A 14,868-nucleotide genomic window follows, 5' to 3' on the forward strand; every position below is an offset into this window, starting at 1 on the left:
CTCAAGCCAATTCCTGATTCAGTTCGTCCAGCAGTTCCAGCGCCCGGTCCTTGTCACCGAAGGCGTTCGCGAAGCCGCGACCGCCGCCCTTCGCCGAGAAGGGGAGGTGTCTGAAGTCCTCGCGTTCCATGCCCACGTCCACCGCGATGGCGTCCTTGATGCGGTGCAGCCACCACAGCTGGTCCTCGGTGAATTCGACGCCCGTCTGGTTCTGCCGCAGCAGCCAGCCCTCGAAGCGCTCCTCGACCACCGTACGGTACGGGCGGAGTTCGTCGTCTGCGCCGAGCGTGTAGCGGACGAGGTTCATGAGATCGCCGAGGCCGGCCGATTTCGACAGGGATTCCGACGCCTTGCCGAGCAGGTCGTAGTGGTCCCAGATGACCTTCGGGGTCCACGTCCGGTTGGTGGCCTTGATGGTGGCGAGCAGCTCGCGAAGATGGGCCCGTGCCTCCTGCGGACGGACCCGGGATCCGCTGCCGAGGATCACCTGGAGTGCGATCGCCTCCGCCGCCTGCTCGTCGCGCCGACGGCTGTCCAACAGCTGGCGCCACTCGCCGAGTTCCTTCTCCGCGCGTTCTTCTCGCGGGACCTCCGTCAGCCGTATCCCGACCTCGGTCGTCGCGTCGTACGTCAAGTCGTGCTGCTGCTTGATGCCGACGATCAGCTTGCGGAGCTCCGGGTGCGTGGTCAGGACCTCGACCGCGTCCTGGACGAGGCGCCGGGCTTGGTCCGCGCCGCCCTCCCGGTACGCACGGTCCTGGGTGTCGACATCCACCGCGTCCGAGATGCGGCGAACCAGCTCGCCGAGTGGGACGCCGCCCGATGCCTGCTTGATCTGCTCACGCTCCTCCTCGGTGAGCTTGCGGTCCAGGCGGGCCAGGCGACGGCCGAGCATCTCGGCCTGTTCGGCAGTGAGGGAGCGGCTGCCCGCCTTGTCCATGAGCTTGTCCGTGCTGAGGGCACCGGTGTCCGGCGGCAGCATCGGCCGGGTGTCGACCAGCGGCGACGCGGTGACGCCCACCGCGTCGACCAGGACGAAACGGTCTTTGGCGAGGTCGGTCGCCGCCTCCGGCGTGACCGCCTTCAGCTCGTCGGCGTCGATCGTGCGGGAGCCGCGCCCCTTCATCTGTTCGAAGAGGACGGGGCTGCGTACGGCCCGCAGGAATATCACGCACTCCAGGGCGCGGACGTCCGTCCCCGTGGCGATCATGTCGACGGTGACGGCGACCCGGAGCAGCGGCGAGTTCCGCAGGTCGTTGACGAGCTGCTCAGGGTCGTCGCCCTTGTCCCGGGACCGGTAGGTGATCTTCTTAGCGAAAGCGTCACCGCGTCCGAAGACCTCCTTGACCTGCTTCAGGACCTCGTCGGCGTGGTCGTCGCTCGCCGCGAAGACAAGCGTCTTGGGTAGTTCGGCACGGCCCGGGAACCAGCGCTGCCAGTTGTTCATGTAGGCGGTGAGGACGGCCCTGATCTCGTCCTCAGTGATCACCGTGCGACCGATCTGGCCGACCGTGTACGCGAAGTCCTCGTCCAGTTCCTCGTACCGCTGGGTGCGGGTCTTGCGGTCGCGGATACGGACCGTGGTGCCCTTGTCGATCTTCGCGCCGCCCGCTTCCCGTACCGAGGTGTCCATGGTGACCACGTCGAAGTCGACGTTGACGCCGTCGGCGACAGCCTGCTCGTAGGTGTACTCGGAGACCAGATTGTTGTCGAAGAAGCCCTTGGTCTGGCGGGTGGGGGTGGCGGTGAGGCCGACCAGGTGGGCGTCGAAGTAGTCGAGGACGCCGCGCCACAGGCCATAGATGGAGCGGTGGCACTCGTCGATGACGATCACGTCGAAGGACTCGATGGGAACGTCCGCGTTGTACTCGACACTGACCGGGCGGTCGGTCATGTAGTTCTCGTCGAGGGTGGAGGCGTCCTCGCGGTCCTCGGCCTCGCCCGTGTCCTCCAGTGGCTCGCCCTTGAGGAGGGAGTACATGCGCTGGATGGTCGAGACGACTACGGCGGAGGTCTCCTGGAGTCCGGTCCGGCCGAGCGTGTCGACGTTGTACAGGTCGGTGAACTTACGGTTCTCGTCCGGGGCACGGTACTTGTCGAACTCGGCCTTGGCTTGGCGGCCGAGGTTGTTCCGGTCCACGAGGAAGAGGATGCGGCCCGCGCCCGCGTGTTTGAGCAGGCGGTACGCCTCGGTGACGGCGGTGTAGGTCTTGCCCGCGCCGGTGGCCATCTGGATCAAGGCGCGCGGCTTGTCCTGGCCGAGGGAGTACTCAAGGCCGGTGATCGCTTCCTCCTGCGCCACGCGGAGGTCGTGGGTCTCCAGGACCGGGAGCCCGGTGCGCAGGGCGGCGCGGAAGGTGGGAACGTCCGGGCGCTCGGTGGCCCGCTTCATCCAGGCAGCAAAGGTCTCGGGCCGGTGGAAGGCGAAAACCGGGCGGGAACGGGCGTGCGGGTCGAGGAGGTTGACGAAGAACGTCTCTGCACCGGTGGTTGCGTAGCGGAAGGCGAACGGTTCCTGATCGCGCCAGACCGCCAGGGAGTGCTCCTTGAGGACACCGGCCGCGTACCGCTCGTTCTGGGCGAGGGCCCCTGCCAGGGCGATGCCCTCACGCTTGGCCTCGATGACGCCGACGATCATGCCGTCGACGTAGAGGACGTAGTCGGCGCGGCCGGTGGCCAGGGTGAACTCGCGGACCGCGACGCCCTCGGAGGCAAGCGGGTTGAGGTCGGCCTTGTCCTGGACGGTCCATCCGGCTGCGGCAAGCATTTCGTCGATACGGACGCGAGCCTGCACCTCGTTGAGCGGCTCGGGCCGCTGTGCACGGGCGACGATCGCCTCGCGGGCGGCGGCGGCGACCGGGCGGGGCTTGAGACGCTCCTGGTTGTAACGGCTCCGCTGTTCGCTCCTGAGCCGCTCGATCTCCTCCCGGTAGCTGGCGGCCAGTGCTTCCGACTCGGCGCGGGCCTGCTCGGCGGCCGCGGTTAGTTTCTCGGCCTCCTCCCGGCCGCGCTGCTCGGCCTCCAGGCGGTCGCCGACCTCGCCGAGGCGGGTGCGGGACTCGGCGAGGGTGCGCTGGTGGTGGCCGAGCGCCTCGCGGAGCTCCTCGAGCTCGGCGGGCCCGGCTGCCACGTCACTCGGCAGCCGCGGCGGTACGAACGCGGAGATTTCCCGGACGCCGTCGATTGCGCGGGAGAAGAACTGCCCGAGCTGGAAGCAGAGTTCGACTGCCTTGAGGGCCTTGCTGGTGTCGAAGAGGTGGTTGTGCGCGGCGTCGTTCCGCCCCCGGCGGAGGGTGTCGAAGGCGTCCCGGGTGCGGCCCGGCAGCAGACCGGCCCGCTGGAGCCCGGCGAGCCGGTCGACCTGACGGGCCCCTTCGATCCGCACCCCTGCCCGCTGGACCAGCTCCTCGGCGAGCACCTCTCCGAACTGGCCGGACGCCACGTAGGAAACATTGGGGTTGGTGAAGACCGACTGCTCTGCCTGGGAGCCGTAGATCGCGAGCAGGGGCTGCATCGCGTAGAGCCGCCCGAAGTTGGGAGACCTTCGGGCCGCTAACTTCAGCTGCTCCGGGACTTGCTCACGACTCCGTGCCCGCCCGCTCATACGCTGCCGCTCCTCGACCAGGCCACATCCGGCCCTCACCTGTGACAAGACCTCTCAGCCTATGTCTAAACGAGCGCTCCGCTCTGGCAAATGAACCGATCACGACAAGATCGACGGCACACGCGCCCCGTCGCCTATGCAGAGTCGGATCACCGACGCACTGCTCGCGGGTATCCGCACCCACGGCCGCAGGCGAAGCCCTCCTCTCACCGGAAGCCACCCATCGGCGAGATCGCCGAAGAACTCGTCCTCAGCGTCCTAACCGTACGCACCCACATCCAGCGCGCAATAACCAAGACGTCTGGGGCAAGACCGACCCAAGAGCCTTCCGGACCACTCCCGACCGCAGAAATCAGACCGCCACGAGCCGGACCCGATCGCCGCAGAGCTTAACCATGTCGTCGATATCGGAGGTCAACATGACCACCGGGCGGTGCTGTCGCAGCGCGGCCTCGGCGACCGCCGCATCGATCGCGTACTTATGCCCGTGCAAACCAGCATCCATCAGCAACTTCGAAGCCACCCTCGCCTCCTCGTCGCCCACCGGTACCACGCGCAGTCCGGAGAGCACCCAGTTCAGGCGGGACTTGTTCGTACGAGCGTGAACGGCCTCGATGATGGTGAGCGCACTGATCGCGACCTCCATACCGCGCGAGCGCGCCTCGGCGACCAGGGACACCACCTGCTCGTCGTCGGCGAGCATCTTCGAGAGCCCTTCGCTGTCGAGGACCAGCGTCCCCTCGTGACTCAGCTTGCGGCGGGCCACTCGCCCTCCTCGGCGAATACCTCGTCGAAGACCTGCCGTGCCCGCTGACGAGCCTGCTCGGAGACCGGCCCCTTGCGGCTCTCGTAGTCCGCCAAATACTCGTCGAGGACCTGCCCGCGCAGCTCACGCTCGACCGCCTCAGCGATAAACGCGGAGAACTCCCGCTTGCCCACCCGCGCCCGGATCGCCTCTGCGGTCCCTTCGGGCAGCGACAGGCTCACCCGCGTCGCCGGCCCTTCCCCGATGCTGTACGTCGTCTCACCCATACCCCCGAGTGTGTCAAAAGAGTAGGAAAAGTGCTACGCCCGGACCTGCGTGGAGCCTCAGAGTCGTGAAGAAGGTGTGCACATGGAGCCTCTCCCGCTCGCTCCCACATCGGGCAGCGCAACATCCCAAACCCAGCACGGGCGCTCCCATCCCATCCCAGCACAATCCCAGCACGGTACGGATGACCAGGTATGACGACAGGTGACGAGGGGTCAGCTATCCCAGCACCATCCCAGCACGGGAAAAAACAAAGGACCCGACTCCGAAGAGTCGGGCCCCTTCTGACCTGCATGTTTGCCAGATCAGCGACGTGGTGATATGTCAGCCGCTACACGTTGAAGCGGAACTCGACCACATCCCCGTCCTGCATCACGTATTCCTTGCCTTCCATCCGGGCCTTGCCCTTGGCCCGGGCCTCGGCCACCGAGCCCATGTCGACCAGGTCGGCGAAGGAGATGACCTCGGCCTTGATGAAGCCCTTCTGGAAGTCGGTGTGGATGACACCGGCCGCCTCCGGGGCCGTGGCGCCCTTCTTGATCGTCCAGGCGCGGGACTCCTTCGGACCTGCCGTCAGGTAGGTCTGGAGGCCCAGCGTGGCGAAGCCGACGCGGCCCAGGGTCGCCAGGCCCGGCTCCTCCTGGCCCATCGACTGGAGGAGTTCCAGCGCCTCCGCGTCGTCGAGCTCGATCAGCTCGGACTCGATCTTGGCGTTGAGGAAGATCGCCTCTGCGGGGGCGACCAGGGCACGCTGCTCGTTCTTGAAGTCCTCGTCGACCAGTTCGTCCTCGTCGACGTTGAAGACGTACAGGAAGGGCTTGGTGGTGAGCAGGTGCAGCTCGTGGAGGAGGTGGCCCTTCTCGGTGTTGGCCGTGATGCCCGCCGCGAAGAGCGTGGTGCCCGCTTCGAGGATCTTCTGGGCCTCCTCGACGGCTGCCAGTACCGCGACCTTCTCCTTCTGGAGGCGGGACTCCTTCGTGAGGCGCGGGACCGCCTTCTCCACCGACTGGAGGTCGGCGAGGATCAGCTCGGTGTTGATGGTCTCGATGTCGTCCTTGGGCGAGACCTTGCCGTCGACGTGGACGACGTTCTCGTCCTTGAAGGCCCGGATGACCTGGCAGATCGCATCGGACTCGCGGATGTTGGCCAGGAACTTGTTGCCCAGCCCCTCGCCCTCGCTCGCGCCCCGGACGATGCCCGCGATGTCGACGAAGTCGACGGTCGCCGGGATGACCTTCTGGGAGCTGAAGACCTCGGCCAGCACGGCCAGCCGGCTGTCGGGGACCCCGACGACGCCGACGTTCGGCTCGATGGTGGCGAACGGGTAGTTGGCCGCCAGCACGTCGTTCTTGGTCAGGGCGTTGAACAGGGTCGACTTGCCGACATTCGGCAGACCGACGATTCCGATCGTGAGCGACACGTTGGCGACTTCCCGTAGCGAGAGCTGATGTACCGGCCCGGGGGTGGGCCGATCCCCCAGTTTACGGGCGTGTCGTGCGGCTCCCGGCGCCCCGTCGGATCGAACTGTTCGCCAAGCTCGCCCAAAGCGCGTGTCCAACGCCGGATTCCTCCCGCCTTGCGACCTACTTTGGTCACGTGGAGCAGCGACCCAGGATTCGTACGACGCCGGCCGACGGTCCTTCCGAGAGCAGGATCGTGGCGCCCGCGCCGGCGACCGTCTACCGGGCGGCCCCGGTGCGGGCCGCCCGCCCGGCGCCTCCGGTGGCGATCGCGCTGCGCCGGTTCCCCAACCCCCGGCTGACCGGTCTCGGCGGCGGAATCTTCAGCGCGGCGGTGATGTTCCTGCTCGGCTGCCTGGACTCGTTGCTGTTCGACGGCGGCCCGCTGATGTACGGGCTGCTGTTCCTGCCAGTCGCGGCGCTGACCGCTCTCTGGGTGCGCCCCGCCGACCTGGTGACAGCGCCGATCAGCGTGCCGATCTCGTTCGCCTTCGGCTCGCTGCCGATCGCCGGGGGCACCGGTGGGGCCGGCGGCCGCATCGTCGCCCTGATCACGACACTCGCGCTGAATGCCGGCTGGCTGTACGGCGGGACGCTCGTCGCCGGGGTGATCACCACCGTACGGAAGGTCCGGATGATCCGGCGCCGCTACCGCTGACCTGGTCGGCGGACCGGCTGCAGCTGGACGGACTGGCGGGCGGGCGGGGGGCGTCGGGCAGGGACGCTGTCGTCTCCCTCGCCTGTTTCCCCCGCCGGTCTCCTCCGCCGGTCTCCTCCGCCCGTCCGTCTCCGTGCCGCCCGTCTGCCGTGCCCCGGCCTCCGCGCTCAGCGGCTGGACGCCGCCATCGCCGCGCCCACGATGCCCGCGTTGTTCTCCAGTTCGGCGGGCACGATCTCGGCCCGGACCCCCTCGATCAGGGGCAGGAACTTGTCGGCCTTGCGGCTCACTCCGCCGCCGATGATGAACAGCTCGGGCGAGAACAGCATCTCCACGTGTTCCAGATACTTCTGCACCCGGTGCGCCCAGTGGTGCCAGCTCAGGTCCTCGTCCTCCTTGGCCTTCGTCGACGCGCGCGTCTCCGCGTCGTGGCCGTGCAGTTCGAGATGGCCCAGCTCCGTGTTGGGGACCAGGCCGCCGTTGCGGAAGACCGCCGAACCGATCCCCGTACCGAAGGTGAGCAGGATGACCGTTCCCTTGCGGCCCCGGCCCGCTCCGAAGGTCATCTCCGCGATGCCCGCGGCGTCGGCGTCGTTCAGCACGGTCACCGGGAGACCGAGCCTGCCGCCGATCAGCTTGGCCGCGTCGACATCGATCCAGCTCTTGTCGACATTGGCCGCGGTACGGACCGTGCCGTCGGTGACCACGCCGGGGAAGGTGATCCCCACCGTGCCCGACCAGTCGAAGTTCCTGACGACGTCGGCGACCCCGTCGGCCACACCGTCGGGTGTGGCCGGATGCGGGGTCAGCACTTTGTGGCGCTCCTGCGCCAGGTCTCCGCGGTCCAGGTCAACGGGAGCGCCCTTGATCCCGGATCCGCCGATATCCACACCGAAGATCTGCATGACTCCACGTTACGGCGTGGAGCCCTCCGTCACTTGTCGGAGCGGATTCCGGGCTCCCCGGTCACGCCGGCGCCCCCGTCACGCCCCTGCCCCCTGCGGCTACTTGCCCGACAGGTCGGCGGCCTCGGCGCGCAGGTCGCGGCGGAGCTCCTTGGGCAGCGAGAAGGTGATCGACTCCTCGGCCGCCTTCACGATCTCCACGTCGCCGTAGCCCCGGGCGGCGAGCCACTCCAGTACGCCGTCGACCAGGATCTCCGGGACCGAGGCGCCCGAGGTCACGCCGACCGTGGTGACGCCCTCCAGCCAGGCCTCGTCCAGCTCCTCCGCGAAGTCCACCAGGTGGGAGGCGCGGGCACCGGCGCCGAGGGCGACCTCGACCAGCCGTACCGAGTTGGACGAGTTCTTGGAGCCGACGACGATGACCAGGTCGGCGTCCGCGCCCATCTGCTTCACCGCGGTCTGGCGGTTCTGCGTGGCGTAGCAGATGTCGTCGCTGGGCGGCGAGATCAGCTGCGGGAACTTCTCCTTGAGCGCGTCGACCGTCTCCATCGTCTCGTCCACGGAGAGCGTGGTCTGGGAGAGCCAGACGACCTTGGACTCGTCGCGCACGGTGACGTTGGCGACGTCCTCGGGGCCGTCGACGAGCGTGATGTGCTCGGGCGCCTCACCGCTCGTGCCCACGACCTCCTCGTGGCCCTCGTGGCCGATCAGCAGGATGTCGTAGTCGTCGTTCGCGAAGCGGACGGCTTCCTTGTGGACCTTCGTCACCAGGGGGCAGGTGGCGTCGATCGTGGCGAGACTGCGCTGGGCGGCCTCGTCGTGGACGACAGGGGCGACACCGTGCGCGGAGAAGACGACGATGGAGCCCTCGGGCACCTCCTGCGTCTCGTCGACGAAGACGGCGCCCTTCTTCTCCAGCGTCTGCACGACGTACTTGTTGTGGACGATCTCCTTGCGGACGTAGACCGGCGCACCGTACTGCTCAAGGGCCTTCTCGACGGCGATCACGGCGCGGTCCACACCCGCGCAGTACCCGCGCGGGGCGGCCAGCAGGACTCGACGGGCGCCGCTGCCTCGCGCGGCGTCTCCGGTCGGGGTGGCGGCGGGTGACGGGCTGGGCGTAGCAGTCATGCGGTCCATCGTAACGGCCTGTCCCGCGGCGGGCCGTGGGCCGGCGGGCCCGCCGGCCGTCGCCGGGCGGGCCTTGGGCCGTGTCAGGTGGGACGGGGTCCGCACTTGTGGGAAGACTGATGCCATGACTTCTGACGAGACGGCTGCGGGCAGTGGAGTGAAGGCGCCGGAACTCCACCGAAATCTCGGGTTCCGGGATCTGGTGGTGTACGGGCTGCTCTTCATCGCCCCGATGGCCCCGGTCGGCATCTTCGGCACCCTCGATGCCAAGTCGCACGGTGCCGTCGTACTCGTCTACATCGCGGCGACGATCGCGATGGCCTTCACCGCGTTCAGTTACGCGCAGATGGTGCGGGTCGTCCCGCTGGCCGGTTCGGTCTTCGCGTACGCCCGCAAGGGGCTCGGCCAGGGGCCCGGGTTCATCGCCGGGTGGATGGCGATGCTCGACTACCTGCTGATCCCGGCCGTCGCGTACCTCTTCTCGGGAATCGCGATGAACTCGCTGGTGCCCTCGGTCTCGCGGTGGGTGTGGACCGCGCTCGCCGTGGTGGTGACCACGGCGCTGAACCTGTGGGGCGTACGGGCGGCGGCCCGGGTCGGCTTCGCGGTGCTCATGCTGGAGATCGGTGTTCTGGCGGTGTTCGTGGTGGCCGCGATCGTGGTGCTCGTCCAGGACGGCGCCCAGCGCGGCTGGCTGACGCCCTTCACCGGTGACAGCGGGTTCTCGCTGACGGCGGTACTCGGGGCGGTGTCCGTCGCGGTGCTGTCGTATCTGGGCTTCGACGCGATCGCCACGTTCGCCGAGGAGGTCACCGGCGGGTCGGCGAAGGTCGCCAGGGCGGTGCTGTTCTGCCTGGTGCTCGCGGGTGTGCTCTTCATCGTGCAGTCGTATCTTGCGGCGGTCCTGGAGCCGATGTCCTCCGCCCAGCTGGCCGCGAAGCCCGCCGCGCAGGGTTCGGCCTTCTACGACACGGTGGACGCGTCGGTCGGCAGCTGGCTGCACGACCTGGTCGCCGTGAGCAAGGCGATCGGCGCGGCCTTCGCCGCCCTCGCGGGCCAGGCGGCGGCGGGCCGGCTGCTCTTCGCGATGGGCCGCGACCGGCGGCTGCCGCACGTCCTCTCCAGGGTGAACGGCCCGTCCGGGGTGCCGCGGCTCGCTGTGCTGCTGGCGGCGGTGGTGACGCTGATCGCCGCGGTGTGGGCGGCGCGCCGCGGCGACGGTCTGGACCGGCTGGTTTCGGTGGTCGACATCGGGGCGCTGACCGCTTTCCTGCTGCTGCACGCGTCGGTGGTGGGCTGGTTCGCGGTACGGAAGGCGGAGGGGCCGCCGGTCTGGTGGCGGCATGTGCTGATGCCGGTGCTGGGCGCGGCGGTAACGATCGCGGTGATCGTGGAGGCGACGAGCACGGCCCAGTGGGTCGGGCTGATCTGGCTAGTGGCCGGGCTCATGGTGCTCGGGGTGCAGCGGAGCAGCCGCGCCGGACGCGAGGTGTGACGGCCGGCTCTCGCCCCGGGCCGTCCGTGGCCTCGGCGTCCATGGCCTCGGCGTACCCGGCCGCGCGTGGCGGCCGGGCTGTCAGTGGCACCGCTTAACCTGCGTACATGGCTCTGAATACGAGTGCGGACGCGCCGCTGCCCGTCGGCGAGGTGTCACGGCTCATCGGGGGGTGGATCGACCGGCTGGGCGCGGTCTGGGTCGAGGGGCAGATCACCCAGCTCTCGCGCCGGCCGGGCGCGGGGGTGGTGTTCCTGACGCTGCGCGACCCCTCGTACGACATCTCGGTGTCCGTGACGTGCTTCCGCCAGGTCTTCGACGCGGTCGCCGACGTGGTGTCGGAGGGCGCGCGGGTCGTGGTGCACGCGAAGCCGGAGTGGTACGCACCGCGCGGCCAGCTGTCGCTGCGGGCCGTGGAGATCAAGCCGGTGGGGATCGGTGAACTGCTCGCCCGCCTTGAGCAGTTGAAGCGGACACTGGCCGCCGAGGGGCTCTTCGCGCTGGACCGCAAGAGGCCCGTGCCGTTTCTCCCGCAGCTGATCGGCCTGGTGACCGGGCGCGCGAGCGCTGCGGAACGGGACGTCCTGGAGAACGCACGGCGGCGCTGGCCCGCCGTCCGGTTCGAGGTACGGAATGTGGCGGTGCAGGGGGTGCACGCGGTGCCCCAGGTGGTCGACGCCGTGCAGGAGCTGGACCGGCTGCCCGGTGTGGACGTGATCATCGTGGCGCGGGGCGGGGGCAGCGTGGAGGATCTGCTCCCCTTCTCGGACGAACAGCTGATCCGGGCCGTGGCCGCGTGCGGTACACCGGTGGTGTCGGCGATCGGCCACGAGCCGGACTCACCGCTGCTCGACCTGGTGGCCGATGTCCGGGCGTCCACCCCGACGGACGCGGCGAAGAAGGCCGTACCGGACGTCGGGGAGGAGCTGGAACGCGTACGGCTGCTGCGGGACCGCTCGCTGCGGACCGTGCAGGGGCTGCTCGACCGGGAGCAGCGCGGGCTGGCCGCCGCGCTCGCCAGGCCGTCGATGGAGCGGCCGCAGCGGATGGTCGAGGAGCGCGAGGAAGCCGTCGACGCCCTGGTGGAGCGCAGTCGGCGGACGCTGCGGCATCTGCTGGACCGCGCGGACTCGGAGCTCTCCCACACCCGCGCCCGCGTCGTGGCGCTCTCTCCGGCGGCGACGCTGGAGCGGGGGTACGCGGTGCTGCAGCGGGAGAACGGGGCGGTGGTGCGCGCACCGGGCGAGGTCGCCGACGGGGAACCGCTGCGGGCCAGGGTCGCCGGGGGCGAGCTGGGCGTGACGGTGAGCCCGCAGCAGTGAGATTCAGCGTGGACGGGGCCGGGCCGGAGTGGATGCGGCCGGGTAGATGTGGCCGACGGGACCATGGTGGATGAGATCAGGGTGGATGAGACCAGGGTGGATGAGATGGCAGAGGCGAAGACGGACGGAACGGCCCCCGGGTACGAGCAGGCGCGCGACGAGCTGATCGAAGTCGTACGGCGTCTTGAGACCGGGGGGACGACCCTGGAGGAGTCCCTGGCGCTGTGGGAGCGCGGGGAGGAGCTGGCCAAGGTGTGCCGCGGCTGGCTGGAGGGTGCGCGGGCCCGGCTGGACGCTGCGCTGGGGGAAGGTACGGAACCGGGCGAGGGATGAGAGCGCCCGGCGGGATCCCGTAACGCTCACGGGTGACGGGCTCAGGGGCCGGGCTCAGAGTGCGCGCTCAGAGTGCGGGCTCAGGGGCCGGACTCAGCTGCCGGGCAAACGTTGCTCGACCCTGGCCGTGGCCGCCTCGGCCTTCGCCGCCTGGGCCTTGGCCGCGTTGACCCTGGCCGCTTCGGCCTCGCTCTTGGCCTGATCTTGACGCCCTGTGGGCGGCCCACACGCTGTGAGGACGATCACGACGGGGCGGATTTAGTTGAATCTTAATACATCCTGGCCGTACAGTCGGAGCATCCCTTGATCCACTGCATGTCCGGAAGGTACGAAAGATGTCGCTCGTTCTCGACCCCGCCGCCCAGGACCTCCTCTTCCGTGAGGCCCGCACCGCGAACACCTTCACCGACGAGCCGGTGACCGAGGAGCAGGTGCAGGCGATCTACGACCTGGTCAAGTACGGTCCGACCGCCTTCAACCAGTCGCCGCTGCGCATCACCCTGGTCCGCTCCGCCGAGGCCCGTGAGCGCCTGGTTCAGCACATGGCTGAGGGCAACCAGCCGAAGACCGCCACCGCCCCGCTGGTCGCGATCCTCTCCGCGGACAACGAGTTCCACGAGGAGCTCCCGCAGCTGTTCCCGCACTTCCCGCAGGCCAAGGACGCGTTCTTCTCGGAGCGCCCGGCCCGCGAGCAGGCCGCCCACCTCAACGCCACCCTGCAGGCCGGTTACTTCATCGTCGGCGTGCGCGCCGCCGGTCTGGCCGCGGGCCCGATGACGGGCTTCGACCCCGCCGGTGTCCAGAAGGAGTTCCTGGACGACGACCACACCCCGCTGATGATCATCAACATCGGCAAGCCGGGCGACGACGCCTGGTTCCCGCGCTCCCCGCGCCTCTCGCTCGACGAGGTCATCACCACCGTCTGAGCCACCCGCACGGCACATGGAGAGGCCGCCGCACCCCTGGGGTGCGGCGGCCTCTCCATGCCGGCTGCTTCACTGCTTCACTGCTTCGCGGAACTCCCTGCCTTCCCAGCGGTCTCCGCCTTCCCACCGGTCTCCGACTTCGCAGCGGGCTCCGGCTTCTCGGCCTTCAGCGCCGCCGCCATCTGTGCCAGCTGCCCGTACGGCGCCGTCCCCGTGACCGCCGTCGTCGAGCCGTGGTCCCGGCGTACGAGCGCGTTGTACTTGGGGCCCTTCCAGCGCTGCCAGGTCTCGCCCCCCACCTGCTGGGTCTGCGACGTCTTCGACGCGTCCTTGCTCACGGTCGCGACGAACCTGTCCGACGGCCCGGTGCCCTGCTCCACCGCGACGTACTGCTGCTCCGGGTCCAGGAACCCCAGGTGCCACGCATGGCCACTCTCCTGGGCATACGAGACCGAGGTCGCCTTCCAGCCCTCCGGCAACCCGACCGGCGCCTGCACCGGATACGGTGCCGCGCGCTGCGCCGAGAGCTGTTCCACCCGGTAGTCGACGGGCTTCACCGGCTCCGAAGTGCCACCGTGCGGAACGAACACGTAGATGACCGCGACAGCGGCCAGGATGACCACCATCGACTGGATCATTCCGCGCACTGTCTGCTTGCTTCGCGTACCTGCCACGGACCCATGGTCTCAGGTGGCCACGCTGCTCATGCGTGGGCCCCGGTGCTCATTTTGTCGGCCGGACGATAGAATCGAACGAACCCTCTACATACGGCCGTCGTCGTATCAGAAAGGTGCGTGCCGATGACCGAGCATCATCTCCCTTCCCAGCTGGAGGTCTCCCCGGAGGCCCCCGACCGCAACCTCGCCCTGGAGCTCGTCCGGGTCACCGAGGCCGCCGCCATGGCCGCCGGCCGTTGGGTCGGGCGCGGCGACAAGATCGGCGCGGACGGGGCCGCGGTGAACGCGATGCGTACGCTCGTCTCCACCGTCTCCATGAACGGCGTCGTCGTCATCGGCGAGGGCGAGAAGGACGAAGCCCCGATGCTCTTCAACGGGGAGCACATCGGCGACGGCACCGGCGCTGAGGTCGACATCGCCGTCGACCCGATCGACGGCACCACGCTCAACGCCAAGGGCATGCCGAACGCCATCGCCGTACTGGCAGCCGCCGACCGCGGCTCCATGTTCGACCCGTCCGCGGTCTTCTACATGGACAAGCTGGTCACCGGCCCCGAGGCCGCCGACTTCGTCGACATCAACGCCCCCGTGTCGGTCAACATCCGCCGGGTCGCCAAGGCGAAGCACTCCTCGCCCGAGGACGTGACCGTGGTCATCCTCGACCGCCCCCGCCACGAGGGCATCGTCAAGGAGATCCGGGAGACCGGCGCCCGGATCAAGTTCATCTCGGACGGCGACGTCGCCGGCTCGATCATGGCCGTACGGGAAGGGACCGGCGTCGACCTGCTGATGGGCATCGGCGGTACGCCCGAAGGCATCATCAGTGCCTGCGCGATCAAGTGCCTCGGCGGCACGATCCAGGGCAAGCTCTGGCCGAAGGACGACGCCGAGCGCCAGCGCGCCATCGACGCGGGCCACGACCTGGACCGGGTGCTCTCCACGACCGACCTGGTCGGCGGCGACAACGTGTTCTTCGTGGCCACCGGCATCACCGACGGCGAACTGCTGCGCGGAGTGCGCTACCGGGCCGAGACCGCGACGACCCAGTCGCTGGTCATGCGCTCCAAGTCGGGCACGATCCGTCAGATCGACTCGACGCACCGGCTGTCGAAGCTGCGCGCGTACAGCACGGTGGACTTCGACCGCGCCAAGTAGGACCGAGCCGGACCAAGCAGGACCGAGCAGGGCTGAGCAGGAAGGGGCGCCCCCCGTGTGCGGCTGGGGGCGCCCCTTCCGTATGCCTGTGTACGCGTGTCCCGTGCGCGTGATGCCTTGTACGTACGCGTGTCCCGTGCGCGTGATGCCTGCGTACGTACGCGGTCCCGCC

General features: G+C 69.1%; 13 protein-coding genes. 6 read left to right on the forward strand and 7 right to left on the reverse strand.

Going from position 1 to position 14,868, the window contains the following annotated elements:
- Position 1: 1 nt before the first annotated feature.
- From OG210_RS08590 to ychF, 4 genes are all read right to left on the reverse strand, one after another.
- A complete protein-coding gene (locus tag OG210_RS08590) occupies positions 2-3,514 on the reverse strand; it encodes a DEAD/DEAH box helicase family protein (RefSeq protein ID WP_328330859.1) in 3,513 nt (1,170 codons plus the stop codon).
- 442 nt (positions 3,515-3,956) lie between these two features.
- A complete protein-coding gene (locus tag OG210_RS08595) occupies positions 3,957-4,370 on the reverse strand; it encodes a DNA-binding protein (RefSeq protein ID WP_328330857.1) in 414 nt (137 codons plus the stop codon).
- Complete coding sequence (locus OG210_RS08600) at positions 4,352-4,636, reverse strand: hypothetical protein (RefSeq protein ID WP_328330855.1); 285 nt, start codon at positions 4,634-4,636, stop codon at positions 4,352-4,354. The genes OG210_RS08595 and OG210_RS08600 overlap by 19 nt, the downstream gene beginning before the upstream one ends.
- 329 nt (positions 4,637-4,965) lie before the next feature.
- Positions 4,966-6,054: a redox-regulated ATPase YchF gene (ychF, locus tag OG210_RS08605; RefSeq protein WP_328330853.1), complete on the reverse strand. Its 1,089-nt coding sequence runs from the start codon at positions 6,052-6,054 to the stop codon at positions 4,966-4,968.
- A 233-nt stretch (positions 6,055-6,287) separates the two neighbouring features.
- Here ychF and OG210_RS08610 point away from each other — a divergent pair, with 233 nt between their 5' ends.
- Positions 6,288-6,752, forward strand: a complete 465-nt coding sequence (locus OG210_RS08610) for a DUF6542 domain-containing protein (RefSeq protein WP_371540219.1) — start codon at positions 6,288-6,290, stop codon at positions 6,750-6,752.
- A 167-nt stretch (positions 6,753-6,919) separates the two neighbouring features.
- Here OG210_RS08610 and ppgK read toward each other — a convergent pair whose 3' ends face one another.
- Together ppgK and OG210_RS08620 are read right to left on the reverse strand one after the other, a co-directional pair.
- Positions 6,920-7,657 (reverse strand): polyphosphate--glucose phosphotransferase, encoded by a 738-nt coding sequence (ppgK, locus tag OG210_RS08615; RefSeq protein ID WP_328330851.1) that lies wholly within the window; start codon positions 7,655-7,657, stop codon positions 6,920-6,922.
- A 99-nt stretch (positions 7,658-7,756) separates the two neighbouring features.
- Complete coding sequence (locus OG210_RS08620) at positions 7,757-8,797, reverse strand: 4-hydroxy-3-methylbut-2-enyl diphosphate reductase (RefSeq protein WP_371535621.1); 1,041 nt, start codon at positions 8,795-8,797, stop codon at positions 7,757-7,759.
- A 115-nt stretch (positions 8,798-8,912) separates the two neighbouring features.
- Here OG210_RS08620 and OG210_RS08625 point away from each other — a divergent pair, with 115 nt between their 5' ends.
- The 4 genes from OG210_RS08625 to OG210_RS08640 all read left to right on the forward strand — a co-directional run bounded on the left by OG210_RS08625 (position 8,913) and on the right by OG210_RS08640 (position 12,864).
- Positions 8,913-10,283, forward strand: a complete 1,371-nt coding sequence (locus tag OG210_RS08625) for an APC family permease (RefSeq protein WP_328330847.1) — start codon at positions 8,913-8,915, stop codon at positions 10,281-10,283.
- A 107-nt stretch (positions 10,284-10,390) separates the two neighbouring features.
- The gene (xseA, locus tag OG210_RS08630; RefSeq protein ID WP_328330845.1) at positions 10,391-11,605 is read left to right on the forward strand and encodes an exodeoxyribonuclease VII large subunit; all 1,215 of its coding nucleotides are present in this window, start codon (positions 10,391-10,393) and stop codon (positions 11,603-11,605) included.
- 105 nt (positions 11,606-11,710) lie between these two features.
- Positions 11,711-11,938: an exodeoxyribonuclease VII small subunit gene (locus OG210_RS08635; protein ID WP_266853611.1), complete on the forward strand. Its 228-nt coding sequence runs from the start codon at positions 11,711-11,713 to the stop codon at positions 11,936-11,938.
- A gap of 335 nt (positions 11,939-12,273) precedes the next feature.
- Positions 12,274-12,864, forward strand: a complete 591-nt coding sequence (locus tag OG210_RS08640; RefSeq protein ID WP_328330842.1) for a malonic semialdehyde reductase — start codon at positions 12,274-12,276, stop codon at positions 12,862-12,864.
- A gap of 77 nt (positions 12,865-12,941) precedes the next feature.
- On the opposite strand, the gene OG210_RS08645 is transcribed toward OG210_RS08640, so the two are convergent.
- Positions 12,942-13,538 (reverse strand): DUF4245 domain-containing protein, encoded by a 597-nt coding sequence (locus OG210_RS08645; RefSeq protein WP_328330840.1) that lies wholly within the window; start codon positions 13,536-13,538, stop codon positions 12,942-12,944.
- A gap of 126 nt (positions 13,539-13,664) precedes the next feature.
- Between OG210_RS08645 and glpX the strand changes: the two genes are divergently transcribed.
- On the forward strand, positions 13,665-14,696 hold the full coding sequence (gene glpX / locus OG210_RS08650) for a class II fructose-bisphosphatase (RefSeq protein ID WP_328330838.1): 1,032 nt from the start codon (positions 13,665-13,667) through the stop codon (positions 14,694-14,696).
- Positions 14,697-14,868: the final 172 nt, after the last annotated feature.

Origin of the sequence: Streptomyces sp. NBC_00466 (assembly GCF_041433995.1) — a bacterium.
GTDB lineage: Bacteria > Actinomycetota > Actinomycetes > Streptomycetales > Streptomycetaceae > Streptomyces.